Below are 26,410 nucleotides of genomic sequence, written 5' to 3' on the forward strand. Positions count from 1 at the left end.
GCTTCACACCTCCACTTCCTTCTCGAAGATATACCCGTTCAGCCAAGCCAGCGCCGCCCCGAGCAAGGCGAGTCCGATGAACGGGCCGGAGTGCATGTACAGCTTCTCGAGCTCGTTGCCTCCGATCATCATCTCCGGCGTCCACCGCAGCGCGTCCGACAGCAGCGGATTCAGCTTAATGACGAGCCACAGCGCCGCGAAGAAGGAGACGAAGACGACGAACCACTTGAATCTCGCGACCAGTTGCCCGCAGAGGAAGGCGAACTGGACGACGACGATGAAGAAAGCGACGAAGAACAAGTACATCCACAGCGCGTTCGCCGCCATGTTCAAGAGCGAAGGAAACGATTCCGTCACTTGGTCGTTCATGTTCATTTCCCGCCAATTCGTCGGCAGCAGCGTCGCCGCGTAGCTCGCGGCGATCCACAAGCTCGTCGCCGCGAGAAGCGCGATCGTCGCCGACAGCTTCGCCGCCAGCACCTTCCAGCCGCGGACGGGCAGCGACAGCAGCAGATACACCGTGTTCGTGCGCCATTCCGCGTGCAGCTGGTAATACCCGAGACCGACCGCCATCGTTCCCGCGAAGATGTAGGGCAAGAGCAAGCTGAATGACGAGATGTACGCTTGATCCCAGTCGTCGTTCTTATATAAGAGGAACAGGTGCAGCAGCAGCACCGCCCCGCAGAACACGGCGTAGAGCGGCAAGGCGCCGCGCAGCTCCTTCAGGAACAATTTGCGGAATGCCATTACGCGTACACCTTCTCCCATAAGTTCTCGAGCGAGCAGCCGTGCTCGGCGCGCAGGTTCTCCGCCGTATCGTGCACGCGGACCTTCCCGTCCTTGAGGAAAATCACGTCGTCGAACATCGGTTCGGACTCCTTCACCGAGTGGGTCGACAACACGATCGTCTGCTCGTCCGCGCGGAATTCGCTGACGATGGAACGGATGATTCTCCCCCGCGAGGCCGGGTCGATGCCGGAGAACGGCTCGTCGAGGAGCACGAGCGGCACGTTGCGCGACAGCGCGGCGATCAGCTTCAGCCGGGCGCGCATCCCCTTCGACAGGTTCCGTACCTTCATCTTCTCTTCCAGCTCCATCGCGATCAGCATCTGCGCGGCTTTGTCCTCCTCCCAATCCGCGTAGAACGCAGAGATGAAGCCGAGCGTCTCCTTGACCGTCATCCAGCCGTACAGATTGTCGATCTCGGGCAGATAAGCGATATGCGCCTTGTTGCGCACGTCAGGCTCGCGGCCGTTCACGAGAATGGTGCCGGAGGTCGGATAGATCAAGCCGGCGAGCGTCTTGAGCAAAGTCGACTTCCCGCTGCCGTTCGGTCCTAGCAAGCCGACGATGGTACCCCGCTTAATCCGCAGGTCGATGCCTCGCAAGGCGTGCTTCAGCAAGTACTTCTTATGAATTCCCGTCAGCTCGATCATGTTCGGCTGCAGCTCTTCGTCAACGTTGAACGCTTCTGTCGCTTCGGACATCGTCTACCCCTCCTCCCCGTATAGTTGATTGCGCAGCAGGCGCTCGGTTTCGTCCGGCTCTATGCCGAGCTCGCGCATTTCCATCGCGAATTGCCGTACGGCCGCTTGCGCCATTTCCGTTCGGATCGTATGCAGCAGCGCCGGGTCGTTCCGGATGAACGTGCCTTGGCCGCGGAGCGTCTCGGTCAACCCTTCGCGCTCCATCTCTTGGTATGCCCGCTGCACCGTATTCGGATTTACTTGGGACATGTGCGCCCTCTCCTTGAGCGAAGGAATTTTATCTCCGGGCGACAGCTCGCCTCTGGCCAACGCCTTCTTGACCTCGTCGACCATTTGCAAATATATCGGTTTGGGACTGTCAAAGTTCAGTTGCACGTCCGATCCTCCTTCTAGACCGTGAACCAGTGCACTATTTGACTAGTGCACTATAAACAATATGGCGCTTTGGTAAGATTGTCAACCCATTCGTTCGGAAGCATGCGCGAAAATAGGGTGCGTCCAAGCCGTTGGCGAGTCGTGTCACAGATCGATCGCGCGGATCGTCATGTAAGCAATCGAGAAGAGAGGATGATGGAGAATGAGTTCCGCTAATCAGAATCACGTTGAACCGAATTGGGACGTTGTCGTAATCGGGGCAGGCATCGCCGGGTTAACGGCAGCGGTCTACTTGGCGCGCGCCGGCCGGAAGGTACTCGTGCTGGAGAAGGGCGCAAGCCTCGGAGGCAGAGCCGCCTCGCAGCATATGGCAAGCGCCCGGGTGAACTTGGGAGGGCACGCCCTATATAAGAGCACCCTCCCGATTCTGCGCGAAGTCGGCGTCATGCCGTCCGGAGCGTCCCCGAAGGCGGCCGGCTCGTTCGTGTTCGGAGCCGCGGGAGAACGGCTCCTCGCGCTGCCGTTCGGGAAACTGCTGCTCGGCGGCTATCTCCGGTGGAGCGAGAAGCTGCAGGTGATCCGCTTCTACGGAGGCATCCGCAAGATCGATACGTCCGAGTTGCACGGCGTAAGCATGCGCGAGTACCTCGAGCGGAACATCCCGAGTCCGCGCGTTCGCAACGTCTTGCTCGGCCTCGTGCGGGTAGCGACGTACTGCAACGCGCCGGAGCTGCTCAGCGCCGGCGCCGCGATCGACCAGCTCAAGATCGCCCAAGTGCTGTACGTCGACGGCGGCTGGCAGACGATCGCGGACCGTCTGGCGGAGCAAGCCCGTCTAACCGGCGCCGAGATCCGCGTCGGCGCTCCGGTCCGCGACGTTACCGGCTCTGAGCCGCGAATGGTCGTCACGCTCAAGGACGGAACGGAGCTGACGACGCGCCGAGTGCTGTCCACCGCTGGACCGTCGGAGACGCTGTCGATGCTGAATCCCGCGCTGGCTCCGGAGGAAGCGGCGCTCTATGAACGGCTCGTTCCGGTGCGAGCGGCTTGCCTCGACCTCGTCATGAACGGCTTGCCGCAGCCGAAGACGAAGTTCGCCCTGGGCGCCGACCAGCCGCTATACTTCTCCAACCACTCCGCCACCGCGACGTTCGGCGACGATCCGAATCAAGCCGTCGTGCACGTCATGAAGTATTCGCCGCCGTCGGAGCGCGAGGATGCCGCGGAAGACGAACGGCAGTTGGAGCGCTTCCTCGATCTCATACAGCCGGGCTGGCGCGATCATGTCGTTCAGAAGCGCTTCCTGCCGCGGATGACCGTCTCGCATGCGGTGGTAACCGCAGCCGGCGGCGGTCTCGCGGGCCGCCCCGGCCCCGTCGTCGCGGGACGGCCGGGCTTGTTCGTCGCCGGCGACTGGGTCGGCGCCGAAGGCATGCTGCTCCATGCTTCGCTGGCGAGCGCGAAAGAGGCGGCTCGATGTATAATAGCGAGTATAGAACAGGACAAAGAAGGGATAATCCTTGGAGCTTGATTCCTTGTACCGCGACTACAAGCCGCTGCTGCTGTCCATCGCCTACCGCATGCTCGGATCGGTATCCGACGCGGAAGACTTGGTGCACGACGCGTTCGTCACGGCGCGACAACTGGACAACGACGGCGACGGCGGTCCGATCCGCAACGAGAAGGCGTATCTATGCAAGATCGTCACCAATCGTTGCCTCGACTTCCTGAAGTCCGCCCGCAAGAAGCGCGAAGTGTACGTCGGCCCTTGGCTTCCCGAACCTCTCGTGCAGCCTTACGGCGAAGGCGACGGGCAAGACCCGCTCCAGACGGTCGTGCTGGAGGATACGATCTCGTACGCGTTCCTCGTCATGCTCGATCGGCTGACGCCCGTGGAGCGCGCCGTGTTCATCCTTCGCGAATCGTTCGAATTCGACTACCGCGACATCGCTTCGTTCCTCGGCAAGACGGAACTCGGGTGCCGCCAGATCTTCAGCCGGCTGAAGCGCAAAATTCAAGCGGAGCCGCCCGCGGACGTTCCCGCCCGCGCGGAGTCCGAAGCGCTCGTGCTGCGGTTCTTGGAAGCGACGGCGACGGGTAATCTGGATGGCTTGATGACGATGCTCGCGGACGATATCGTGCTGTACAGCGACGGCGGCGGCAAAGCGTCGGCCGCAATCAATCCCATCTCGACGAGCAAACGCGTCATTGCGTTCATCCTCGGATTGGCGGCGAAGGACGGCGGCGTCGGAACGGTACGGCTCGTTCGGATTAACGGGCAGCTGGGCTTCGTGCTCGACAGCCCGAGCAACCCTCCCCCGACGATCGTCAGCGTCGAAGTCGCGGACGGACGCATTCAGCGGCTCTATCTCGTTCGGAATCCGGATAAGCTGCGACACTTGGATCTTGTCGATAGTTAACGCAACCAGGGCCGGCAGGAAGCGAGAGCTTCCTGCCGGTTTTCATTTCTGTGAACATTTAACGAAAAGTTAGCCGCGCGGAATTGAAGGGATCTGTCGAATGATGTCGAACTAATTACCTATACAACTCGTATACAACCAGTGGCCGCACACCCGCCCATCAGGAGGCACGTCCCGTGTCGATACGCACCAAGCTAACGCTGCTCATTACGCTCGTCGTGACGATCGTACTGTCCTTGAACATATCCGCTTATTATTACTCGACCAAGAGAGACATGCGGGAGAACGCGCGGCAACAGATGCAAGACGTCGCCATGCAAGTCAACGCCTCCGTGCAGTCGACGCAAGAATTCCGCCAGCACATGGAGGATGCCCTCGCGGAGAAAATCCGGCTGACCGCCATCGCGGCGAAGCAGGAGCTCGATCCGCGCGCCGACAACGTGACGAACGAACAGCTTGCCGCGCTCAGCGAACGGCTCGGCGTCGAAGGCATCACTCTCTGGCAGCGGAAGAGCGACGGGGATATCGTCGTAAGTAAGTCGTCCGCGCCAGAAGAGGTCGGCATGAGCTCGAAGACGTGGAGCTACTGGTTCACGGCGTTCAACGAGTTGTTCGATCATCGCGACGTCCAGACGGTATCGAAAGGGGAGCGGATGCCGCACTTCTGGTCGGGGCCGATCAACTTCGCGACGTCCGACCCGTCCAAGATCTACAAGTGGGGCAACTATTACGACGGCACGACGGACTACCTGATCAATCCGTTCGTGGACGGCAATCCGGTGCTCGAATTCGAGGAGAACAGCGGCACGAACGCGGTCATCCGCACGATTCTCCGCAGCAATCCGAACATTCTGGAGATCTCGGGCATCGACCCCGAGTTTTTCGGCAAACCGATTATATGGCGGAAGAAGCAAGGCCAGCTGATTCAGAACCTCGACGTGAGACAAGTGCCGTTCGGCACTTACAAGCTGCAGAGCGAGTCGAGGGACGCGGTTCACGTCAAGCAGGCCGTCGCGCAAGGCGAGCTGGTGCTCGCGAACGAGAAGGTCACGATCGAACAGCCGTCGGGAGCTTCGACCACCGCGAGCGTGATCAAGAGCTTCCTGCCGATTCAGCGGGACAAAACCTACGTCGTCGGCGTCAGCTTCGACCGCAAGGGAATCGACGAAGCGCTGCGGCGCCAATTGACCGTGCATTCCTTCATCTCGCTCGTCCTCATTCTGGCCACGCTGATCGCGAGCTACTTCGTATCGGGCTTCCTCGTGCAGACGCTGAACCGGATCGTGCGCAAGGTGAACGAGATCGCTTCGGGCAACTTCGGGACGACCGTCGTCGTGAAGAGCAAGGACGAGCTGGGCACGCTCGCTTCTAGCGTGAACCTGATGTCCGGCAACCTCCATGAGTATACGAACCAGATCACGGACAACGCCGAAGAGCTGCGCAGCATGAAGGAATACTTGGAGTCGTTCGTCGGCAACACGTCGGACGCCATCCACGTCACCGACTTGAAGGGCAACGTTCTCTCGGTCAACAAAGCGTTCGAATCGATGTTCGGCTGGCAGCTCGCCGATCTGCTGGGGCAATGTCCGAACAGCGTGCCGATCGGATCGGAGGAGGAGGCGGCCGACATTCGAAACCGCGTCCTTCGCGGGGAACCGGTCGCGGACTTCGAGACGGTCCGGCTCCGGAAGGACGGGCGGCCGATCGACTTAAGCATCACCGTGTCCGGCATTCGCGACAAGCACGGCGCCATCATCTCGATCGCCACGATCTCGCGTAACATTACCGCCCGCAAGCACACGGAAGAAGTCATCCGCCGATCGGAGAAGCTCAGCATCATCGGCCAGCTGGCCGCCGGCGTCGCGCACGAGATCCGCAATCCGCTCACGACGCTGCGCGGCTTCGTCCAGCTCATGAAACAGAAGCAGCTGTCCGAAGCGCATATGGACATCATGATGTCCGAGCTCGACCGGATCAACTTCATCGTCGGCGAGTTTCTCGTGCTGTCCAAGCCGCAAGTCAGCCGCTATCGTCCCGCCGATCTGACGGAGATCGTAAGCGACCTGCTCTTGTTCCTGGATTCGCAGGCGAATATGAGCAACGTGCAATTCGTCACCGAATTCCCGGAGAAGCCGGTACCGAACGTCATCTGCGAACCGAACCAACTGAAGCAAGTGTTCCTCAACATTCTGAAGAACGCGATGGAAGCGATGGAAGGCGGCGGAACGATCCGAATCGAGCTGCTGCACCGGCCCGCCGTAAGCTTGACGGTAAGAGTGACCGACGAGGGCTGCGGCATCGCTCCGGAAGAGCTTCGCCGTCTGGGCGAACCGTTCTTCACGAAGAAGTCTTCCGGCAACGGGCTCGGTCTCATGGTCAGCCAGCAGATCATCGCCAACCATAAGGGAACGATTACGTTCCGAAGCCAACTGGACGTCGGCACGAGCGTCGAAGTGTGCTTGCCGCTGAGCGATCCTCAGCAGCCCGAAATGAGCGCGCCTCCTCCCGACTCGGGGGAATCGGTGGCTTAGTCTTTAGACGATTTTTAGCGTGAATGCGAAACCGGAAGATCATCCTCCTCGTATGAGTGAATATGTCATTACAAGGAGGGGATTTACAGCCATGTCCATGTTCAAACGAATGCTGGCCAGCGTCGGGATCGGCGCTGCGCAAGTAGATCTCATGCTCCATCAGGAAGCCGTCCGGGCAGGCGATACGATAACCGGCGTCGTCCGCATTCAAGGCGGGCGCGTGAACCAAGAAGTCGAAGACGTGTATGCGTTCTTGAGAACCCGATATCTGAAAGAAAACAACGACGCGAGGTTGAATCTGGAAGCTACGATCGCCAAGTTCAAGCTCGCGGGCAAATTCACCGTCGAGGCGGAGCAGGTCTACGAGTTCCCGGTCTCGCTCCAACTGCCGGCGATTACGCCGGTAACGCTCGGAAGAACGCCAGTCTGGTTCCAGACCGGTCTCGAGATTAACGACGGCGTCGATCCGAAGGACCAAGATTACTTGCACGTGCGTCCTCACCCTTACGCCGCGACCGTGCTGGAGGCTGTCGAACAGCTCGGCTTCCGGCTTCGCGACGCGAATTGCGAGTATGCGCCGCACTACGGCCGACCGAACGGACTTCCGTTCGTGCAAGAGTTCGAATTCATCCCCGGCTCGCAATTCCGCGACAGACTCGACGAATTGGAGATCATCTTCTACCCCCACGACCACGGCATCGACCTGCTGCTGCAGATCGACCGCAGATCGCGCGGCTTAGGCGGATTGTTCGCCGAGGCGATGGACACGGACGAGAGCTTCGTCAAGGTGAGGTTCGGTCGCGATCAACTCGCGTCCGGAGCCGGCTTCATCGCCAGCGAGCTCGCGGAGACGATCCGCAGATACGCGTAAGGATTGACGGAAGCCTTGTTGAACGATAAAACCACCCCATTGCAGGGGTGGTTTTTTCATTACTCCGTAACTATGCCCAGCATGAATCCATCATACCTTTTACTACAGCGCCAACGTCATGAATACGCTGTTCGGATCCTCTTCATAGTCGTCGAACGGTCCGCAATAATGAAACCCGAAGCTCTCGTACAGCTTCTGCGCAGGCAAGAACGCCTCCATCGAGCCCGTCTCCAAGCTGAGCCGCCGGTACCCCCGCCCCCGGGAGACCGAGATAATATGCGCCAGCATGTGCCGGGCGACGCCCTTCCTCAGATGCGCGGCTGCGGTGCGCATGGACTTCAGCTCCGCATGCTCCGCATCGAGCTCCTTCAGCGCGCCCATGCCCAGCAGCTCCTCTTGCTCCCAAGCGCTCCAGAACGTGATGCCGGGCTTCTTCAACCCGCTTACGTCGAGAGCGTGGACGCTCTCCGGCGGACTGCTCTCGAACATCCCCGCCAGATGCTCCCGAATAAGTCCCAATACCTTCGCTTCGGTTAAATCGTCGACCCTGATATCCACGTTGCATTCTCCCCTATTCTATTGTCTATCCCTTCGTTATCCTATCGTCAGCCGGAACGCCAGGACGTTGATCCCGTCGTCCGCCGGCTGGAAGTCCTGCTCGGGCACGCGCTCGAAGCCGAACTTCTCGTACAGCCGAATGGCCGGCGCCATGAATTCCCCGGTATGCAAGCCGATCGACGCGTAGCCTTGGGCTCTCGCGCTCGCGATGCATTCCCGAATGAGCGCCGATGCCACGCCTCCGCCCTGATAAGCGGAATCCACCGCGAGCATGCGGATCTCCGGATAGTCGACCGCGTCGACGAGTCCGTCGTAAGCGTTCGCCTTCGGAGGGAACAGCGCAACGCTGCCCGCGATCGCTCCCGCGGCTTCGGCGACGATCAGCCGTACGCCGGGCGCCCGGTCGGAAGCCGACGATAGCGATCGCTTCAGCGCTTCCCAATGGCCCGCCGGGATGAGCTTCGCGTACGGCTCGTATGCGGCGACGCGCCGTTCCCGGACGTACGCCAACTCTTCTTCCGTCGCTTCTCGCAAGATCATTCGTGATCGACTCCTTCGTATTCCTCTTTTTACGGAATGAGGAACTTGCTCTCCTGCTTGCTCAGCCGCTCCCGCCCGTGCGGAACTTGCCATGCCGCGAGATCGGGACCCTTAGGCAGAATGCCGACTTCGGGCCGATCCGGATGTATCGTGATGGACAGGTGATAATGCCGCTTGATCGCGTCGAAGTCCGTCGTGTCCCCGAAGCCCGGCGTCTCGTACAAGTCGCGAACGTAGCCCCATAGATGCTCGAACTCGCGGATGAGGTTGCGGTTCGTCCGGAACCCGGCATAGTAGGCGGCATCGAAGCGAGCCAATGTCGTATAGAGCCTCACGTCGGAATCCGTTATGTAGTCCCCATGCAGGAACCGACGCTCGGACAGCCGCTTCTCCAGCTCGTCCAGTCTCGCGAACAACGTATCGTACGCCCGTTCGTAAGCTTCTTGGGACGACGCGAAGCCGCACTTATAGACGCCGTTGTTCACTTCGTGGAAAATCGTCTCGTTCAGCGAATCGATCTCCCCGCGCAAATGCGCCGGATACAAATCCGGGGCCCCCGGCTTATGATAAGGCGCCCAAGCCGTCTCGAACGCGTTCGTAAGCGTGAAGTAATCGTTGTTGACGACTTTGCGCGAATCGACGTCGATCATTGCCGGTACCGTCGGTCTCCCCGCGTAGTCGGGGTCCGAGTTCGCGTATAGCTCGCTCATGTACCGGACGCCGAGAACGGGATCGACGCCGTCCGGATCGAGGGAGAATTCCCAATCGACGCGGCCGACTCTCGGACGCATCGGACTTACCGTTCCTAGGCCGATCGCGTCCTCGAGCCCGAGCACGCCGCGGACGATGACCGCGCGGTGCGCCCACGGGCAAGCCGCGCACCAGACGAGCCGGTAGCGCCCCTCTTCCACGGGTAATTCGTCCGGCCCCTCTCCGAACGGGGTCGTGAATCGGTTAATCTGACGGTTGAAGGAGCCGTCCTTGCGGATTTCGGCATTCGGACTGCCAGTCTGTTCGGTCATGCGCGTCACCCTCGATCTATATAGAATCTGAAGCTTGTTTGCTACTTATCTTAGATGAATTCGGCGAATAAAAAAAGCATCGTCGCCTTCTCCTAGGCAGCGATGCTTTCCCTATCGGCGTAATCCGCCGGCTTCGCGAGATCCCTTAGCTCCTGCAGCAGCAGATCGAGCTCCGAGCGCAGCCGATACAGCTCGTCCGTGCATTGCGATTGCAGCTTGTCCAATGCCGGGGCATTCATGTTCCCGGTGCGAATCAGGTACAACAGCTTGTTCTGCATCGATTCGCTGTCGCCGATGCGATACTCGGGCATCCTGGAAGGTTCTTGATAATGCGTTGCGATCATGGTCGGAACGACTCCTTATATGTAATTTGTTCCAGTTTACCGAACGAATGTTATCGCTATGTCCAAGCCGCATCACCGGAATGTAAGAATGTATCGCGAAGGAATACGCGAGCGGCCTATCGAATGGTTAGGAACGATGACATTCGCTAGGAGGATGACGATGTTCGGTAAGAGAAGAGTGCTAGGCATGTTGGCTTGCTTCATGCTGGCGGGAGGCGCGATCGCGCCGGGCGCAATGGCGGAAGAGGCGGGCGTCTCTCCGTTGAAGGAAGGCGACCCCGGTTATTACGCTTACGAGACAACGAGGTACATCAGCGAGACGTTCGGAACGCGCGTCGCGGGCAGCGAGGAAGAAGCGGCTGCCGGCGAATACATTATGGCGGAATTGCTCGGCATGGGACTCGCGGCAGAGAAACAGCCGTTCGAATATCGGCTCGAGGAAGACGGCCCCGTCGTCGCGTCGGCGAATATCGTGGCGACCAAGCCGGGAGCCTCGTCTCGCGTGTTATACGTGGGCGCGCATTACGATACGGTAGAAGTCGGGAAGGGCGCCGACGATAACGCCTCGGGTATCGGCGTCATGCTGGAGGCGGCCAAGGCTGTCGCGAAGGCGGAGACGCCGTACACGATCAAGTTTATCGCCTTCGGATCGGAGGAGGTCGGGCTGATCGGTTCGGAATACTTCGTATCCCTGCTGACGCACGAGGAGATCGAGAACGCGGTCGCGATGATCAATCTGGACAGTCTCGCCGTCGGCGACGACATGCACGTCTACGGCAGCGAAGGAGCCGACGGGTTCGTCCGGGAGCTCGGACTCGACATCGCGAAGCGGCTCGGGCTGAACGTGACGACGCAGGCCGGCCTCAATCCCGATTATCCTGCCGGAACGACGATCGACGCGAGCGACCACGTCCACTTCAAGTATGCGGGCATTCCTTACGGGTACTTGGAAGCGACGAACTGGACGCTCGGCAAGCAGGACGGGTACACCCAGACGGTCAAGGACGGGGAAATCTGGCACACGGAGAAGGACACGCTCGATTACGTGACGGCCAACTACCCGGGACGAATCGAGGAGCACCTAAGCACGTTCACGCGGCTGCTTACCCGGCTATTGCTCGAAATCCGGGCGCCTCGCGCCACGACTTCGTTCGAGGACCTGGATGGCGTGCCGTGGGCGAGCGCATCCATTCGCGCGCTGTATGCCATCGGTGTTGCCGTCGGCGACGGCAACGGACATTACGAGCCGTCTAAGACGGTATCCCGCGCCGAATTGACGGCGATGCTCGTGCGCGCGTACGGCCTGCTGGACCCGGAAGCGACGGCGACGTTCGCCGACGTGAAGCCGGGAGATTGGCACTATCCTTACGTCGCTTCCGCGGCGGCGCTAGGCCTCGTGCAAGGCTTCGGCGACGACCTGTTCGAGCCGTCCCGCCCGATTACGCGGGAAGAGATGGCGGTGCTAGGCGCGAAGATAATGACGGCCTTGACCGGCAAAACAACGCAGAACGCAGATGCCGCGTTAGCCGGGTACGAAGACGCGGGGACGATCTCCGCCGGCGCGAGGACCGCAGTCTCCTTGCTGACGGAGCAAGGCGTCGTAAGCGGCGTGGCTGACGGTATTTTCGCGCCGAAGGGCATCGTCACCCGCGCGCAGGCCGCGGTCATGATCTATGGCCTGCTTGGCGTTCGATAGACGCTAGATGAACAACGGAGCTCACGCGATCGCGGGCTCCGTTGTTGCGTAGCAGCCGGTTTCCTCAGTAACCCGACTTTTCCCGCCTATTGCTCGCCGCGCGCTCAACTTCTCTTCAGTAACCCGACTTTTCCCGCCTATTGCTCGCCGCGCGCCCAACTTCTCTTCAGTAACCCGACTTTTCCCGGCTATTGCACGCCGCGCGCCCAACTTCTCTACAGTAACCCGACTTTTCCCGCCTATTGCACGCCGAGTCGCCAACTTCTCTTCAGTAACCCGACTATTCCCGCCTATTGCACGCCGCGCGCTCAACTTCTCTTCAGTAACCCGACTTTTCCCGCCTATTGCTCGCCGCGCGCCCAACTTCTCTTCAGTAACCCGACTTTTCCCGCTTATTGCACGCCGCGCGCCCAACTTCTCTTCAGTAACCCGACTATTCCCGGCTACTGCGCGCCAAGTCGCCAACTTCTCTTCAGCAACCCGACTATTCCCGGCTACTGTACGCCAAGTCGCCAACTTCTCTTCAGTAACCCGACTTTTCCCGCCTACTGCACGCCGAGTCGCCTATCGGTTCCGCCCCGTCCGCTCCTCGATAAACCGCACGATCGGCGTCGGATCGGACAAGCTGTGCGGATGATGACGGCCGCCCGGCTTCACGATCAGCTCGACGTCGCCGCCGAGACGGCGGTACGCGTCAACGAGCAGCAGCGCGTGCTGCTCCATCGGCACCGCCTCGTCCTCGTCTCCCGTCACGATCAGAATCGGCACGTTCGCCGCGGCGACTTCCGCGACGCGGTCGAGCGGCGAGACGCGCGCGGCCGGGAACATCTCTTCCGTTAGCCCATATAGCGCCAAGCACTCGTGCCAAGCCTGCTCGGAGTAGGAAGCCTTCGTCTTGTCCCCCGGCCATCGGCGCAAGTCGAGCGCTGGCGCATCCAGGTAGAGCGCCGCCACTTGATCCGGATACGTCGCCGCGTAGTTGAACGAGTACAGCCCGCCGCGGCTGAACCCGAACAGCACGGCCCGCTCCGCGAGAACATGAACCTTGACCAGATGGCGCTGGAATTCGCGCATCCGCTCCACCGCGCCCGGACTGCCGTACATGTCGCTCAACCGGAAGTACGCGATGTGCCAGCCCCGGTCGAGCAACGCCTCGTCCGCTTGCGCGAACGCGTCGAAAAACTCCGCACGCCAGATCCACGGACTCCCTTCCGCCGGCGAATCCGGCACGACGAGCAGCCCTTCGCGGCCTTCGAACAGGAAGTCCAGCCGCTTCCGTCCCCGCCACTCCGATTCGCGCAGTTGCAGCCGTGCGCCCGGGTCGTCAGCGATCGCTCTGCCGATCCGCTCCGCCAACTCTTCCGCCGCCGCCAGCGCTTCCGGCAGCGGCTTCGCCCCCTCCTCCTTCCGCGGATTCGCATGCCCGACGTGTTCTTTCCAAGCCGCGCTCAGCAGCCGATGCCGCTCCCATACGAGAGAAAACGTCCCCGATCCCTGTTCGCCGTCGGCGACGAAGTCCGGCGTCCGCTCCAGCGTCACATGGAACAACGCGCGCAACAGCGCCTTCGCGATTTCCCAATGCCCCTTGGCGTCCGGATGCGCGCCGTCGCCGAACCGGTAGCCTGCGTCGGCCCGGCGTTCCGCTTCGATCCGGGCGAGCATCGGACCGTGAATGTCGATGACGGCATCGGCCTCCTCTTCGCCGAGCGACAGCACCCAATCGGCATAACGCCGCATGACCGTCTCGTACTGCTCGTACGGGGCGTCGAACGCGAAGTCCGCCGCGTCTTCCGGCCTCAGGCTGGCGAGTTCGGGCACCGACCGCGCGTCGAACGGCGACGGCGTCAGCGCGATCGCTTTGGCGCCGAAGCCGCGGATCACGCGAAGCAGCCGCTGCAAGCCGTCGCGGTACGCCGCGAATCGATTGTCGCCGAACGGATAGTAGATCCCGTCGTTGAGTCCGTAGCAAACGACGACCCAGTCCGGCTTGCTCTCCGCGAGCGCTCGTTGGAGCCGGTCGAAGACGACCGGCCGCGGGAACGGATGGCTCGGCTCGCTAAGACCCGAAGCCGTCTCGCTGGCGACGCCCAGATTAATAAGCGTAATGTCGCATTCCGGCGCGTGATAACGGAAATACGCGTCGAGGTAAGCGATATACTTGCCGTCATCGGTCAAGCTATCGCCGAGGAAGGCGATGCGCAGCTTCTTCAGCGGCCTTACGTCAGGTTGAAATAAGGGATTCATGAGGATCTCGGGCTCCTTCGCTAAGATTGTCTCCTCCTAGCGTAACCGAGTCCCGCTTCCGTTCGAATGAGGCGATCTTGGCTTTTCCGCGGGCGGTCTAATCTTCGTTAGAGGTTGCCGCCGACACTGCCCCTGCCTTCTCACGCCCGCAGCAGCAACCGTGCCACGCTGCCGAAGTCGCCGTCCCATATCTTGAACCTGCAATCCACGTCCGCCTCGCCGGCGTCCGGCGAGCAATTGGAGTGGATGTAGCAGGCGTCGATGCCGGCGCGGCGAGCGCCTTCGACGTCGGTCCGATGGTCGTTGCCGATCATGACCGCGGAAGACAAGTCCGCTCCGTACGTCTCCCGGAGATAGGCGTAGAACAGCGGGTCCGGCTTCGCCACGCCAGCTTCGGACGAAATGGCGATGCCGTCGAACAAGCCATCGATGCCGAGCGCCCGCAGCTCCATCTCGATGAACGTCTTCTGTCCGTTCGAGAGCAAGTACGTCCTCTTGCCGGCCGCTCGCAACTTGCGAAGCGTCTCTTCGACGCCGGGATACAGCCGCAGCTTGCGAACCGTCAGCACCCGGAACCACCGCATCGTTTCTTCCGCCCATCCTTCCGCGGGCGACATCCCTCCGCGCCTCGCGATCGCCTCGAACGTCTCCGCCATGACGAATTCGGGATGCTCGCACGCGATTCGCGGCGCATCCAGTTGTCTCCGAACTTCCTCCCCGAATTCCCGCCGCAGCTCCTCCGCGCCGATTTCTACCCCGCCGTACCGGTAATGGAACGCGAGCCGCTCCCATGCTTCGGGCGATTCCTCGTCCGTATGAATATCAATCAGCGTGCCGTACAGATCGAATATATAAGTATCGTACATGCGCGATTCCCCCACTTTTGCCGAGATCGAACGACCGCGGAACAACAGAATTCCCCCATTATACCACGGCCTCGTCTCCTTCGACCTTTTACGACACATTCCTGCAACGTTCGCCAAGCGCGATTTTCCGCCTGAAAGTTGAAGCGCTTAAACTCAGTTGATTATTATCATTTTTAGTTAATTCGTTCAATAGTTTAAGCGCTTTCACTTCCTTATAATGAGACCTATAGATCACCCGGTCAGGAGGGATGGCGTTGCCGCAGCCGACAATGCGAGTAGGAACCAAGACGAACGACAAGAAACCGGGGACGGCCATTCGCTTCCTGAAGCAATGGGATATTCAACTGATGGTGCTCCCGGCGCTCGTCGTCATCTTCATCTTCAGCTACATTCCGATGTACGGCGTATTGAATGCGTTCCAGGACTACAAGATTCTGAAGGGCTTCTGGGATAGCCCGTGGGTCGGATTCAAGCACTTCGAAGCGTTCTTCGATTCGCCGGATTTCAACGACGTCATGCGCAACACGATCATTATCAGCTTGCTGAAATTCTGCATCGGATTCCCGGCTCCGATTCTGCTCGCGCTCATGTTGAACGAGGTTCGCAACATGGCGTTCAAGCGGATCGTCCAGACCGTCAGCTACTTGCCGCACTTCTTGTCCTGGGTCATCGTCGCCGGGTTCGTCATGTCGATGCTGTCCACCGATAACGGTAGCGTCAACATCCTGCTGGAGAAGACGAACCTGATCGAGGAACCGATCAACTTCCTGTCGATTCCCGAATACTTCTGGTCCATTCTCGTGGCGACCAACCTGTGGAAGGAGATCGGCTTCGCTTCCATCGTCTACTTGGCGGCGATCGCCGGCGTCGACCCTCACATGTACGAAGCGGCGGAGATGGACGGCGCCAGCCGATTCAAGCAGATGTTCCTCATCACGCTGCCGTCGATCATGCCCGTCGTCGTTATCTTCATGATTCTGGCCATCGGCAACCTGCTCAGCGCCGGCTTCGAAGACATCCTATTGCTGGCGACGAACCCGATTCTGCGGGACGTATCGGACGTGCTCGACACGTACGTCTACCGCGTCGGCATCGCGAACAACCGGTTCTCCTACGCGACCGCGGTCGGCTTGTTCAAAGCGGTCATCAGCGTCGGATTGCTCCTCATCGCCAACTGGCTGGCGCGCCGCTCCGGCAACAGCCTATGGTAATCCGCGCCGTCAGTCCGTCAGGGAAAGGAGACGATAGTCACCCATGAGAAAACTCGCCTTCGGCGACCGCGCAATGATCAACGTCATTTACGTGCTGCTTGCACTGCTCGCCTTCGTTACCTTCTATCCGTTCTGGAACTCGCTCGTCGTCTCGTTCAACACCGGCAAGGACACGTCGATCGGCGGCGTCACCTTCTGGCCGAGGGATTGGACGCTGGAGAACTATTCGATCGTGTTCAAGGACGACCGTCTCCTCGGCGCCTTCTCCATATCCGTGCTGCGCACGGTCGTCGGTACCGTAACGTCCATTCTCGCGACGGCGATCTTCGCTTACGGCATGACGAAGAAGGAGCTCATCGGCCGCAAGTTCTACATGGTGTTCTGCATCGTGACGCTCTACTTCAGCGGCGGACTCATTCCGAGCTACTTGCTCATTCGCAGCCTCGACATGATGGATTCGTTCTGGGTATTCATCATTCCGTCGCTCATCAGCGTCTGGAACATGATCATCTTCCGGACGTTCTTCAACGGCTTGCCGGACGGCTTGCAGGAATCGGCGAAGATTGACGGCTGCGGCCACTGGGGAACGTTCTTCCGGATCGTGTTCCCGCTGTCCGGCCCCGTCATCGCGACGCTCGCGCTGTTCACCGCCGTCTACCATTGGAACGAGTGGTTCCTCGCGAGCATCTACATCAACAAGGAAGACCTGATCCCGATCCAGACGCTGCTGAAGCAGATTCTGAATTCCAACATCGTGACCGCTCACGTCTCTTCCATCGATACCGCCGCGCAAGGCGCGATGGGCCGCATGCGAACGGTGACGAGCAAGTCGTTATCGATGGCGATCATGATGGTCGCGACGGTTCCGATCGTAGCCGTCTATCCGTTCCTTCAGAAGTATTTCGTCAAAGGCGTTCTCGTCGGTTCCTTGAAGGAATAGGAACGACACCTCTCTTCCGCGTTTAGAGCATGCGCTTTAAACATAGATTACATTCGAAATCGAAAGGGGCAATCAGAGAATGAAAAGCACGAAGAAGGCTTTACTCTCGACACTCGGCGTCGTCCTTATGGGCACGACCGTCCTTGCCGGCTGCTCGAACGGCAACAATGGCGAGAACGGCAACGCGAGTCCGGACGCCTCCGCGCCTCAGGGCACCGAAACCGCGTCCGCTTCGGCGGGAGCCGCGTACGAACTGGGCAAGGAACCCCTGGAGCTGAGCTTCTACGGGCATTACGACTGGTACACGATGCCGCCGTGGGGCGAGGATGCCGCTTCGAAGTGGATCAAGGAGAACAAGAAGGTCAACGTCACCGCCATCCATTCCGGCGGAAGCGCTGCGCAGAAGCTGAACACGATGCTCGCGTCCAAGGAGCTGCCGGACGTCGTCTGGCTCGACCGCGGCGCGGACGTGGAGATGCTTCGCCAAGCGGACATGCTCGTGCCGTTCGACGATTACTTGGAGAAGTACCCGAACTTGAAGAAGTGGCTCGGCGAAGAAGGCATCAACATGCTGCGCTCCCCGGACGGCAAGCTGTATCAGTTCCCGAACTGGTACACGAGCCAGCCGAACGGCAACGCCGGCTACGTCGTGAACAAGAAGATCTACGAAGAGCTCGGCTCTCCGAAGCTGGAGACGACCGACGATCTCTACAACTACCTGAAGCTCGTCAAGGAGAAGTATCCGGACGTTATCCCATACGAATCGCATCTGGCCAAAGACGGCCAAGGACTCGACACGCTCTACACCGCCTTCGGCGAGAACGCGCTCAACACGTGGGTCGGCATTCGCGGCGTTCCGAACGGCGACCAGCTGGGCTCCATCTTCAAGGACCCGATCTTCCGCGAGTCGATGCAATACGCTTCGAAGCTGTTCCGCGAGAAGCTCATGACGCAAGACGCCATGACTCAGACGGTCGATCAGGTGAAAGAGAAAGTCAACTCGGGCCGCGTCGCGGTGCTGTCCTCCGCAAGCCCGACCGAGCTCGGAATGGAAGGCCATGCGATCTTGTCCAAGGAAGATCCGAATGCCGGCTATATTATGATCTGGCCGATCGCCAAGCCGGGTCTCGATAACAAGAAGATCTTCCCGGGCACGTTCACGCGTCTCGGCTGGAACGTCAGCGTCATCACGAAGTCCGCGAAGGATCCGGAAGCGGTGTTCGCGTTCCTCGACTGGTACACCGGTCCGGAAGGCCAGAGCATTCAGATGTGGGGACCTCCTGGCGGCTATTGGGACGGCGTGGAAGCGGACGGCGAGACGCCGGTCTTCACCGAGAAATACACGTCCGACGCCGAAGGTCTCAACAAGCTGCAAGCGGTCACGACGAACATCATGTGGAACGGCAATACCGTATTCATCGATACGGCCAAAGCGAAGTTCGAAAGTACGCTGCCGGTAGAGAAGCGCAACTGGTCGACTCGTTGGCAGTATGAGATCACGTGGAAAACGCAAGCGGACGCCACGCAGTTCATCAACCTCGAGCCGGCTCCGGACACGGAGGAAGGCATCGCGATGACGGCCGTCGAGGACATCTTCCTCGAAGCGAGAGCGAAGGCGCTGTTCGCGAAGAGCGACGAAGAAGTGCTGGCCGTTCTCGACCAAGCCGACAAGGACGCGATGGACGTCGGCTACGACAAAGTGCTCGCCTACAAGACGGCGAAGTGGCAAGAGAACAAGGCGAAGATGGAAGGCTAAGCATTGGAATAGCCTAACGGGGAGGGTATACTTTACGGTATACCCTCTTTTCCCCCTTTCGTAAGGAGTTGGCGACGATGTACAAAGTATTGCTGGCCGATGACGAAATGTTGGATCTCGAAGGGATGCGCGCGTTCATTCCCTGGACGGAGCTCGGCATGGAAGTCGTCGCCGCGGTGAACAGCGGCTTCGCCGCTTGCGAAGTGCTAGACAGCGAGCCGATCGATATTCTCGTCACCGATATCCGCATGCCCAACATGACCGGACTCGAGCTGGCGGCGAAGGCGCTGGAGCTGCAGCCGGACATCAGCGTCGTATTCGTCAGCGGGCATCAGGATTTTCACTATATTAAGCAAGCCATGACGATGAACGCGTTCGGCTACGTATTGAAGCCGATGGACGATAGAGAATTGATCGATAGCTTAACCAAGATTCGCGAGCATCTGATCGTGAAGATGCAACGGGAGAGAACCGAGAACGCCTATTTGGAGCTCTCCAGAACCGCCGGCACGACCGACTCGGAGAGCCTGCCGGCCAAGGAATCGACGAAGAACGGCAAGCTGATCGAGAGCGTCGTCGCCAGCATTCGCGAACGCCTGCACGAGAACGTGACGCTCCGGGATCTCGCGATTCGGTTCTCTTTTTCGCCCAATTATCTAGGCCTCCTCTTCAAGGAAGAAACCGGGCAATCGTTCAACGACTATGTGATCGGTCTTCGCATGGAGAAGGCGAAGGAGCTGCTGAGGGATACGAGAATCAAGATCTACGAGGTCGCGGAGCAGGTCGGTTACCGGTACTTGCCCTACTTCAGCCGCCAATTCCGGGAGACGGTCGGCATGACTCCGCTTGAATACAGGCGCAAGCATTAGGAACGATAGACGAGCGGAGGCCGCCGGCATGCCGAAGAACAAGAAGTACATTCCGTTCGGATATAAGCTCATGCTCTCTTACTCCGCCATCATCATCGTTCCGGTGCTGCTGGTCGGCTATTTCGCCAATTCCGTGTTCGTCGACTCGATCCGCGAGCAGACGCGGAGCGCGATACAAGGCACGCTGAAGCAAGTAACGGACAATATCGCGTACCGGCTCGAGGATACGAAGCGGCTCTCCGATATGCTCTATTACGACGAGTCTTTGGCCGACCATCTCCGTAATTACGAGGCGGGCTGGGTCGGATACGAGACGACGACGAAATATTTGCAGCCGAAATTCCGTACGACGGTCGAGGCGACCAATCGGAAGATCTGGCTGTCCATCTATCTTCACAACGAGACGCTCCCGGAAATCTATAGCGATTATAACGGCATGGATCCGCTTCAATCGAAGAACCGGCTGTACGACTGGTATCATATCAAACGGATCGTCGACAAGGATTGGTATGCCGATTACCCCGCGGAGGTATTCGGAGAAACCCTGCAATGGCGGACCATCGAGGACGACGACGAACACGGCCGGATTTCGCTATTGCGCAGAATCGTCGACTTCAAAGCCGGCAAGGTGACGGAGATCGGATTCATCCGCATTAGCGTCCATCTCGCGGACTTGTTCCAGAGCGTCGACTATCGGAAAATCGGCGAAGGGACGACGTTGCTCATCTCCGACGATCGCGACAGGGTCGTCGTCTCGTCCGGGGAGATCGCGCTTCCGAAGGGTGTTCTCTGGACGAATACGGACACGAGCGACGATCTGGTCATCGATCAGCCGCTGCCCGCGCTCGGTTGGCATCTGACCGCCCTCGTGCCCAAGAGCATCACGGACGGGGATACGAACAAAGTCCGCCTGCTGACCATCCTCGTATGCTTAGGGTGCGTCGTCGTGTTCTCGTTCGTCGGCATGCTCGTCTCGAGGTTCTTCGCCAGGAGGGTGCATAAGGTCGTAGCCGTGCTCGAATCGTTCCGCGGCGGAGAATTCCACAAGCGGATGCAATACAAGGGCCGGGACGAATTCCACCAGATCGCGGTCGCCTTGAACGAGATGGGCGGGAAGACGCAGCAGCTGTTCGAGGAAGTGTACGCGACGAACTTGCGCAAGACCGAGGCGGAGCTCGAATCGCTGCAAGCCCAGATCAATCCGCACTTCCTCTATAACACGCTGTCCTCCATCAGCCGGCTGGCCAAGTTCGGCCAAGTGGACACGCTTCACGAGATGGTGCGGCGATTGGCAACGTTCTACCGGCTATCGTTGAACGAAGGACGCAAGATCATTCCGGTCTATCGGGAGCTGGAGCAGGCGCAAGCCTATCTGGATATTGAGAAAATCAAGCACGGGGACCGGTTGTCGATCCAATTCGACGTCAGCGCCGACGTGTTCCGTTACGATACGATCAAGCTCGTGCTGCAGCCGTTCATCGAGAACGTGCTCAAGCACGGGTGGATCGGCGACCGCATTCATATTCGAATCGTAGCCGAGAAAGATCAGGATACGATCGTGTTCCAAGTCATCGACGACGGCACCGGCATCATGCCCGGCCGGCTGAAGGAGCTCCGGTCGTCGGACGGCTTCGAGGGAGCCGGCTACGGCATCCGTAACGTCGAGGAACGCATCAAGCTGTACTACGGCAACAAGTACGGCGTGTCGATCTCCAGCAAGCCGGGCATTGGCACGGCGGTGACGATCGTGATCCCTTGCATGGAGCGAATGTACGAGAACGGTAAATCCACGAACGACGCCATATAAAAAAACTATAGCCGATCATAGTATTTACGTGTTTCCCGATAGCAGACCCCTCGCTCTATACTGAAGTCAACATTCAGAGCAAGGGGTTGTTCGCATTGAAAACATCCATTATCGGTTATCCTCGCGTCGGGGCATTGCGCGAGCTGAAGTTCGCGTCGGAGAAATTTTTCAAAGGCGATCTGTCTCTCGAGGAATTGAATCGGACGAGCGCCGAGCTGAGAGCGAAGCACTGGCGCGGTCAGCAAGACAGCGCGATCGACTTCATCCCTTCGGGCGACTTCTCTTACTACGACGGCGTGCTCGACGCAGCCAGCCTGTTCGGCATCGTCCCGCGGCGTTACCAGGCGCTCGGCCTGTCTCCGCTCGAGACGTACTTCGCGATGGCTCGCGGCTACCAAGGCGCGCAGGGCGACGTCAAAGCGCTCGCGATGAAGAAATGGTACAACACGAACTATCACTACATGGTGCCGGAGATCGACGATACGACGGAGATCCGCCTCGCGGGCACGAAGCCGTTCGACGAATTCCAAGAAGCGAAGCAGCTCGGCATCGTGACGAAGCCCGTGCTCGTCGGCGCCTTCACGCTGCTGAAGCTGGCTCGTTACACGGGCGCGAAGCAAGCCGGCGACTTCGTCGCGGCGATCGCCGACGCCTATGTCTCCGCGATCTCGAAGCTCGGCGCTCTCGGCGCGGAGTGGGTGCAGCTCGACGAGCCGCAGCTCGTGACCGACCTGACCAAGGAAGAACTCTCGCTGTTCAATGAATTGTACACCCGCATCCTGGCCGCCAAAGGCTCCGTCAAAGTCATCGCCCAGACTTACTTCGGCGACGTTCGCGACGGCTACCAAGCGCTTCAAGCGCTGCCCTTCGACGGCATCGGCCTCGACTTCGCGGAAGGCAAGCAGACGCTCGCGCTCGTTCGCGAGCATGGCTTCGCCGACGACAAGGTACTGTTCGCCGGCCTCGTGAACGGCAAGAACATCTGGGCGAACGACTATAGCCGCACGGTCGAGCTGTGCCAAGAGCTGAACTCGCTCGCTAAGCAAGTCGTGCTCGGTTCCTCCTGCTCGCTGCTGCACGTTCCGTACAGCCTGAAGCACGAGACGAAGCTGCCGGAGACGACGAAGCGCTACTTCGCGTTCGCGGAAGAGAAGCTGCAGGAATTCGCCGAACTGAAGACGATTCTGGCTTCGGCCAGCCCGAAAGCGACGCCTCAATACGTGCAGAACGAGAAGTTGTTCCAAGGCGCTCGTCTGGCGAACGACGGCAAAGTGCAAGCTCGCCTGTCCTCGCTGACCGATGCCGCCTTCACCCGCCTGCCGGCTTTCGCGGAGCGCGAAGCGATCCAGAACGAGAAGTTCGCCCTGCCTCCGCTGCCGACGACGTCGATCGGTTCGTTCCCGCAGACGGCCGAAGTGCGTTCTAACCGGGCCGCCTTCAAGAAAGGCAACATCTCCGAAGAACAATATAAGCAGTTCAACTTCGATCGCATCGCGGAATGCGTCAAGCAGCAAGAAGAGATCGGCCTCGACGTGCTCGTGCACGGCGAATTCGAGCGCAACGACATGGTCGAATACTTCGGCGAGTGCTTGGACGGCTTCCTCTTCACGCAGAACGGCTGGGTTCAATCGTACGGCACCCGCTGCGTGAAACCGCCGGTCGTCTGGGGGGATATCTCCCGCTCGAAACCGATGACCGTCGAATATTCCGTCTACGCGAACAGCGTCACCGATAAGCCGGTCAAGGGCATGCTGACGGGTCCGGTCACGATTCTGAACTGGTCGTTCCCTCGCGAGGATATCAGCCTCAAGGACAGCGCGCTTCAGATCGCCCTCGCGATCCGCGACGAAGTGCTCGACCTCGAAGCGAACGGCATCGAGATTATCCAGATCGACGAAGCCGCGCTGCGCGAGAAGCTGCCGCTGCGCCACTCCGACTGGCAGAGCGAGTATCTGAGCTGGGCGATTCCGGCGTTCCGCCTCGTGCATAGCGGCGTGAAATCGACGACGCAAATCCATACGCACATGTGCTATAGCCAATTCAGCGATATTATCCGCGATATCGACGCGATGGACGCCGACGTCATTACGTTCGAAGCTTCCCGTTCCGACCTCGCGCTCATCGACGACCTGAACGCGTGCGGCTTCCGGACGGAAGTCGGACCTGGCGTCTACGACATCCACTCCCCGCGCATTCCCAGCGTAGACGAGATCAAGCAAGCGCTTGGCCGCATGCTGGGCAAGATCGAAGTAGCCAAGCTATGGGTCAACCCGGACTGCGGGCTGAAGACGCGCGGCAACGCGGAGACGTGGGAGAGCCTGCGCAACCTCGTCCAAGCGGCGAAGGAAGTACGCGCGACGTTGTAATCGGGTGTCCCGCTAGCCCATCTCGCCCCGAACCTAACGGACACACGAGCCCTTATTGGCGCGAGATTGGCTAGATACCGACACAAGGCGGACATAGCAGCCCCTATTCGCACGCGCGACAGGCAAGCGAATACTCCGAAAGCCAATTAGCGGCTCCTGTGTCCCTCGAACGGCGACATTGGGGGATTTCAACGAAATAAGAGCTCCACGGTCCGCGGCAACGTTAAGGACAAGCAAAAAAAGAGGATGGTCCCCGTCAGACGGGATCATCCTCTTCGCGTTCTCGCACGATCGTGTAGCCGAATTGCTCGATGACGTCCTGCAGCTTGCCGACGTAGGCCGCGGCCAGCTGGCTCAGGTTCGTCTTCTTGTTCGTCACGTAGCCGATCTCCATGCGCTCGTCGGTGCGAAGACGCACGGACGTAATCTGCTCGCCGTTCAGGTCCTTGTTCAACACGCCCGAGCTGATCGTATAACCGTTCAGCCCGATGACGAGATTGAATAACGTGGCGCGGTCGCTGACCAGGATCTTCTTCTTGTGAGATCTCGTGCTCAGAATTTCCTCCGAGAAGTAGAACGAATTGAACTCTCCCTGCTCGAACGCGAGGCACGGGAACTCGTCCAAGTCCTCGATCTCGATGATCGGCTTGGCGGCGAGCGGGTGCTCCGTGCTGATGAAGACGTGGGGCTCGGCGACGAACAGCGGATGGAACCGCAGGTCGCTCTCCTTGAGCAGCTTCTCAAGCACCTTGCGGTTGAAGTCGTTCAAGTACAAGATGCCGATCTCGCTGCGCATGTTCCGCACGTCCTCGATGATCTCGTGCGTTCTCGTCTCGCGGAGCGTGCATTCGTATTCGTTCGCGTTCAAGTCCTTCAGCAGGCTGACGAACGCTTGCACGGCGAACGCGTAGTGCTGCGTCGAGATCGAGCACAGCTTCCGGGACGGCGCCTTGTTCATGTACCGCTGCTCGAGCAGTTCCGCCTGCTCGACGACTTGCCGGGCGTAGGCGAGAAACTCCGCTCCTTCGTTCGACAGCGCGATTCCCTTGGACGAGCGGAGGAAGATGTCCACGCCGATCTCCTGTTCGAGCTCCTTCACCGCGCTCGACAGACTCGGTTGGGAGATGAACAGCTGCTTGGCGGCCTCGCTGATGGAGCCGTAATTGACGATCGTTAAGATATACTTCAGTTGCTGGAGGGTCATCGCGATAATCCGTCCTTATGGCAGTCGATTGCTTACTAGATTTAACTATAACATGACCGGGCGGATCGGAATGAACCTTTTGCCCCGATCGTTCGTCTACATGGATGTGCGCAACTTACGAACCAACTACTGGAGGCTAACCCGATGAAATCTCCGTTCAAATTACTCGCCGTCGCCGTTGCAGGCACGAGCCTGCTCGCCATGGCGCCCGCTCTCGCCGCGGCGCAACAACCCGTCGTCGCCGTTCCGATCGCGGCGCCGATCGCCGTCGCCGCCCCGATCAGCGCGAAGCTGCCCGCTTCGACGCAAGCCGTCAAGATCGCCGACAAGGTCATCGAAGAGAATTCGGATCTCATCGAAGCGAATATTAAGCTGCCGGTCCTTAGCGGCATGCTCGACGTCGCTTATCAAGATAAGCTGAACGCCGCCATCGAGAAGAAGGCGACGGATCTGCTCGCTTCGCTGAAGAAGCAATCCGCGGAGAACGCCGAAGACGCCAAGAAGTTCGACTATCCCGCCCGGCCTTACGCCATGGAACTGTCCTACGAGCTGAAGTCCGACGGCAGCGCGGCTTCCGGCGGCATCCTCTCGTTCACGGTGTCTACCTACACGTACACGGGCGGCGCGCACGGCGGCACGTTCGTGGCCGGGTACACGGTCGCGAACGAGCAGCAAGCGTCCGATGTGACGTTAACGAAGGCGCTCGGCGACGGCGGAACCGCGGCGGCGAACCGCGCGGTTCGCTATGCGATTCAGCACGATCCGGACCGCTACTTCCCCGACGCCATGGAAACGTTCGGCGGAGTCGCGTCGGACACGTCCTTCTACGTGAATCAAGGCATCGTCAATCTCGTCTTCCAGCAATACGATCTTGCGCCTTACGCCGGCGGTATCATCGAGATTCCCGTAGACAAGAAGACGACGCTCGGCCCGTCGATCGCGCTGATTCGTTCCGAGCTGAAGACCGGCGCGAACGGCGAGTCCCTCGTACCGCTCCGCAAAGTCGCCGAAGCGCTTGGCTACAAGTTAACGTGGGTGCCGAAGACGCGCACCGCTACGCTGTCCCGCGACGGCGCGCGAACGCAGCTTACGATCGGTGTCAACAGCTATTCGCTGAACGGCTCGACTCCGATCAAGCTGCTCTCCGCCCCGAAGCTAATCCAAGGCACGACGTACGTACCGGACGCATTGTTCTCCCGCATCCTGGGTCTGAGCGCGACAACGGGCGCCGACGGCTCTCTCACGATTAGAGGGTAACGAAGCGGCGCGACAAGGGAATTGTCCTATAGAAGTTGAAAGAAGC

General features: G+C 59.8%; 22 protein-coding genes. 12 read left to right on the forward strand and 10 right to left on the reverse strand.

All coding sequences use genetic code 11. The features are described 5' to 3' along the window. Nucleotides 1-3 precede the first annotated feature (3 nt). Genes ACFQZG_RS24230 through ACFQZG_RS24240 form a run of 3 tightly spaced genes read right to left on the reverse strand, consistent with a single transcriptional unit; the run spans nt 4 to nt 1,862 of the window. The gene (locus tag ACFQZG_RS24230) at nt 4-747 is read right to left on the reverse strand and encodes an ABC transporter permease subunit (RefSeq protein ID WP_378157283.1); all 744 of its coding nucleotides are present in this window, start codon (nt 745-747) and stop codon (nt 4-6) included. Then, nucleotides 747-1,487 (reverse strand): ABC transporter ATP-binding protein, encoded by a 741-nt coding sequence (locus ACFQZG_RS24235; RefSeq protein WP_378157285.1) that lies wholly within the window; start codon nt 1,485-1,487, stop codon nt 747-749. The genes ACFQZG_RS24230 and ACFQZG_RS24235 overlap by 1 nt, the downstream gene beginning before the upstream one ends. Nucleotides 1,488-1,490: 3 nt before the next feature. Next, nucleotides 1,491-1,862, reverse strand: a complete 372-nt coding sequence (locus ACFQZG_RS24240) for a GntR family transcriptional regulator (RefSeq protein WP_378157287.1) — start codon at nt 1,860-1,862, stop codon at nt 1,491-1,493. Between the two features lie 202 nt (nt 1,863-2,064). Here ACFQZG_RS24240 and ACFQZG_RS24245 point away from each other — a divergent pair, with 202 nt between their 5' ends. The 4 genes from ACFQZG_RS24245 to ACFQZG_RS24260 all read left to right on the forward strand — a co-directional run bounded on the left by ACFQZG_RS24245 (nt 2,065) and on the right by ACFQZG_RS24260 (nt 7,684). Beyond that, the gene (locus ACFQZG_RS24245) at nt 2,065-3,393 is read left to right on the forward strand and encodes a phytoene desaturase family protein (RefSeq protein WP_378157289.1); all 1,329 of its coding nucleotides are present in this window, start codon (nt 2,065-2,067) and stop codon (nt 3,391-3,393) included. Then, on the forward strand, nt 3,383-4,282 hold the full coding sequence (gene sigJ / locus ACFQZG_RS24250) for an RNA polymerase sigma factor SigJ (RefSeq protein ID WP_378157291.1): 900 nt from the start codon (nt 3,383-3,385) through the stop codon (nt 4,280-4,282). The genes ACFQZG_RS24245 and sigJ overlap by 11 nt, the downstream gene beginning before the upstream one ends. 176 nt (nt 4,283-4,458) lie before the next feature. Beyond that, complete coding sequence (locus ACFQZG_RS24255; protein ID WP_378157293.1) at nt 4,459-6,813, forward strand: ATP-binding protein; 2,355 nt, start codon at nt 4,459-4,461, stop codon at nt 6,811-6,813. A gap of 91 nt (nt 6,814-6,904) precedes the next feature. Beyond that, nucleotides 6,905-7,684 carry a sporulation protein gene (locus ACFQZG_RS24260; RefSeq protein WP_378157295.1) on the forward strand — a complete coding sequence of 260 codons (780 nt, stop codon included), beginning with the start codon at nt 6,905-6,907 and terminating at the stop codon, nt 7,682-7,684. 102 nt (nt 7,685-7,786) lie between these two features. On the opposite strand, the gene ACFQZG_RS24265 is transcribed toward ACFQZG_RS24260, so the two are convergent. The 4 genes from ACFQZG_RS24265 to ACFQZG_RS24280 form a co-directional block, all read right to left on the reverse strand. Continuing rightward, the gene (locus ACFQZG_RS24265) at nt 7,787-8,242 is read right to left on the reverse strand and encodes a GNAT family N-acetyltransferase (protein ID WP_378157297.1); all 456 of its coding nucleotides are present in this window, start codon (nt 8,240-8,242) and stop codon (nt 7,787-7,789) included. 36 nt (nt 8,243-8,278) lie between these two features. Then, a complete protein-coding gene (locus ACFQZG_RS24270) occupies nt 8,279-8,782 on the reverse strand; it encodes a GNAT family N-acetyltransferase (protein WP_378157299.1) in 504 nt (167 codons plus the stop codon). 29 nt (nt 8,783-8,811) lie between these two features. Next, entirely contained in the window at nt 8,812-9,804 is a 993-nt protein-coding gene (locus tag ACFQZG_RS24275) for a glutathione S-transferase family protein (protein ID WP_378157301.1), read from the reverse strand. A 92-nt stretch (nt 9,805-9,896) separates the two neighbouring features. Beyond that, on the reverse strand, nt 9,897-10,148 hold the full coding sequence (locus ACFQZG_RS24280) for a hypothetical protein (protein ID WP_378157302.1): 252 nt from the start codon (nt 10,146-10,148) through the stop codon (nt 9,897-9,899). Between the two features lie 160 nt (nt 10,149-10,308). On the opposite strand from ACFQZG_RS24280, the gene ACFQZG_RS24285 reads away from it, so the two are divergent. Continuing rightward, complete coding sequence (locus ACFQZG_RS24285; RefSeq protein ID WP_378157304.1) at nt 10,309-11,844, forward strand: M20/M25/M40 family metallo-hydrolase; 1,536 nt, start codon at nt 10,309-10,311, stop codon at nt 11,842-11,844. 564 nt (nt 11,845-12,408) lie between these two features. Here ACFQZG_RS24285 and ACFQZG_RS24290 read toward each other — a convergent pair. Both ACFQZG_RS24290 and ACFQZG_RS24295 read right to left on the reverse strand, forming a co-directional pair. After that, nucleotides 12,409-14,088 (reverse strand): SGNH/GDSL hydrolase family protein, encoded by a 1,680-nt coding sequence (locus ACFQZG_RS24290; RefSeq protein ID WP_378157305.1) that lies wholly within the window; start codon nt 14,086-14,088, stop codon nt 12,409-12,411. A gap of 140 nt (nt 14,089-14,228) precedes the next feature. Next, nucleotides 14,229-14,954, reverse strand: a complete 726-nt coding sequence (locus tag ACFQZG_RS24295) for an HAD family hydrolase (RefSeq protein ID WP_378157307.1) — start codon at nt 14,952-14,954, stop codon at nt 14,229-14,231. Between the two features lie 269 nt (nt 14,955-15,223). On the opposite strand from ACFQZG_RS24295, the gene ACFQZG_RS24300 reads away from it, so the two are divergent. The 6 genes from ACFQZG_RS24300 to metE all read left to right on the forward strand — a co-directional run bounded on the left by ACFQZG_RS24300 (nt 15,224) and on the right by metE (nt 23,903). Continuing rightward, nucleotides 15,224-16,165: an ABC transporter permease gene (locus ACFQZG_RS24300; protein WP_378157403.1), complete on the forward strand. Its 942-nt coding sequence runs from the start codon at nt 15,224-15,226 to the stop codon at nt 16,163-16,165. A 43-nt stretch (nt 16,166-16,208) separates the two neighbouring features. Continuing rightward, complete coding sequence (locus ACFQZG_RS24305; RefSeq protein ID WP_378157309.1) at nt 16,209-17,105, forward strand: carbohydrate ABC transporter permease; 897 nt, start codon at nt 16,209-16,211, stop codon at nt 17,103-17,105. Between the two features lie 79 nt (nt 17,106-17,184). Further along, complete coding sequence (locus ACFQZG_RS24310; RefSeq protein ID WP_378157311.1) at nt 17,185-18,861, forward strand: extracellular solute-binding protein; 1,677 nt, start codon at nt 17,185-17,187, stop codon at nt 18,859-18,861. 77 nt (nt 18,862-18,938) lie between these two features. After that, nucleotides 18,939-19,730 carry a response regulator transcription factor gene (locus tag ACFQZG_RS24315; RefSeq protein WP_378157313.1) on the forward strand — a complete coding sequence of 264 codons (792 nt, stop codon included), beginning with the start codon at nt 18,939-18,941 and terminating at the stop codon, nt 19,728-19,730. Nucleotides 19,731-19,758: 28 nt separating this feature from the next. After that, the gene (locus ACFQZG_RS24320; protein ID WP_378157315.1) at nt 19,759-21,537 is read left to right on the forward strand and encodes a sensor histidine kinase; all 1,779 of its coding nucleotides are present in this window, start codon (nt 19,759-19,761) and stop codon (nt 21,535-21,537) included. A gap of 95 nt (nt 21,538-21,632) precedes the next feature. Beyond that, nucleotides 21,633-23,903 (forward strand): 5-methyltetrahydropteroyltriglutamate--homocysteine S-methyltransferase, encoded by a 2,271-nt coding sequence (metE, locus tag ACFQZG_RS24325; RefSeq protein ID WP_378157317.1) that lies wholly within the window; start codon nt 21,633-21,635, stop codon nt 23,901-23,903. 256 nt (nt 23,904-24,159) lie between these two features. On the opposite strand, the gene ACFQZG_RS24330 is transcribed toward metE, so the two are convergent. Then, nucleotides 24,160-25,107: a LysR family transcriptional regulator gene (locus tag ACFQZG_RS24330; protein ID WP_378157319.1), complete on the reverse strand. Its 948-nt coding sequence runs from the start codon at nt 25,105-25,107 to the stop codon at nt 24,160-24,162. A gap of 144 nt (nt 25,108-25,251) precedes the next feature. On the opposite strand from ACFQZG_RS24330, the gene ACFQZG_RS24335 reads away from it, so the two are divergent. Then, nucleotides 25,252-26,364 carry a PdaC/SigV domain-containing protein gene (locus ACFQZG_RS24335; RefSeq protein WP_378157321.1) on the forward strand — a complete coding sequence of 371 codons (1,113 nt, stop codon included), beginning with the start codon at nt 25,252-25,254 and terminating at the stop codon, nt 26,362-26,364. Nucleotides 26,365-26,410: the final 46 nt, after the last annotated feature.

Source organism: Cohnella sp. GCM10027633 (assembly GCF_042675445.1).
Lineage (GTDB): Bacteria > Bacillota > Bacilli > Paenibacillales > Paenibacillaceae > Cohnella.

Coding starts and splice junctions, on each gene's coding strand:
- ACFQZG_RS24230 (WP_378157283.1), bottom strand. CDS start 747: ATGGCATTCCGCAAATTGTTCCTGAAGGAGCTGCGCGGCGCCTTGCCG.
- ACFQZG_RS24235 (WP_378157285.1), bottom strand. CDS start 1,487: ATGTCCGAAGCGACAGAAGCGTTCAACGTTGACGAAGAGCTGCAGCCG.
- ACFQZG_RS24245 (WP_378157289.1), top strand. CDS start 2,065: ATGAGTTCCGCTAATCAGAATCACGTTGAACCGAATTGGGACGTTGTC.
- ACFQZG_RS24260 (WP_378157295.1), top strand. CDS start 6,905: ATGTCCATGTTCAAACGAATGCTGGCCAGCGTCGGGATCGGCGCTGCG.
- ACFQZG_RS24270 (WP_378157299.1), bottom strand. CDS start 8,782: ATGATCTTGCGAGAAGCGACGGAAGAAGAGTTGGCGTACGTCCGGGAA.
- ACFQZG_RS24275 (WP_378157301.1), bottom strand. CDS start 9,804: ATGACCGAACAGACTGGCAGTCCGAATGCCGAAATCCGCAAGGACGGC.
- ACFQZG_RS24280 (WP_378157302.1), bottom strand. CDS start 10,148: ATGATCGCAACGCATTATCAAGAACCTTCCAGGATGCCCGAGTATCGC.
- ACFQZG_RS24285 (WP_378157304.1), top strand. CDS start 10,309: ATGTTCGGTAAGAGAAGAGTGCTAGGCATGTTGGCTTGCTTCATGCTG.
- ACFQZG_RS24290 (WP_378157305.1), bottom strand. CDS start 14,088: ATGAATCCCTTATTTCAACCTGACGTAAGGCCGCTGAAGAAGCTGCGC.
- ACFQZG_RS24295 (WP_378157307.1), bottom strand. CDS start 14,954: ATGTACGATACTTATATATTCGATCTGTACGGCACGCTGATTGATATT.
- ACFQZG_RS24300 (WP_378157403.1), top strand. CDS start 15,224: ATGCGAGTAGGAACCAAGACGAACGACAAGAAACCGGGGACGGCCATT.
- ACFQZG_RS24305 (WP_378157309.1), top strand. CDS start 16,209: ATGAGAAAACTCGCCTTCGGCGACCGCGCAATGATCAACGTCATTTAC.
- ACFQZG_RS24310 (WP_378157311.1), top strand. CDS start 17,185: ATGAAAAGCACGAAGAAGGCTTTACTCTCGACACTCGGCGTCGTCCTT.
- ACFQZG_RS24315 (WP_378157313.1), top strand. CDS start 18,939: ATGTACAAAGTATTGCTGGCCGATGACGAAATGTTGGATCTCGAAGGG.
- ACFQZG_RS24320 (WP_378157315.1), top strand. CDS start 19,759: ATGCCGAAGAACAAGAAGTACATTCCGTTCGGATATAAGCTCATGCTC.
- ACFQZG_RS24330 (WP_378157319.1), bottom strand. CDS start 25,107: ATGACCCTCCAGCAACTGAAGTATATCTTAACGATCGTCAATTACGGC.
- ACFQZG_RS24335 (WP_378157321.1), top strand. CDS start 25,252: ATGAAATCTCCGTTCAAATTACTCGCCGTCGCCGTTGCAGGCACGAGC.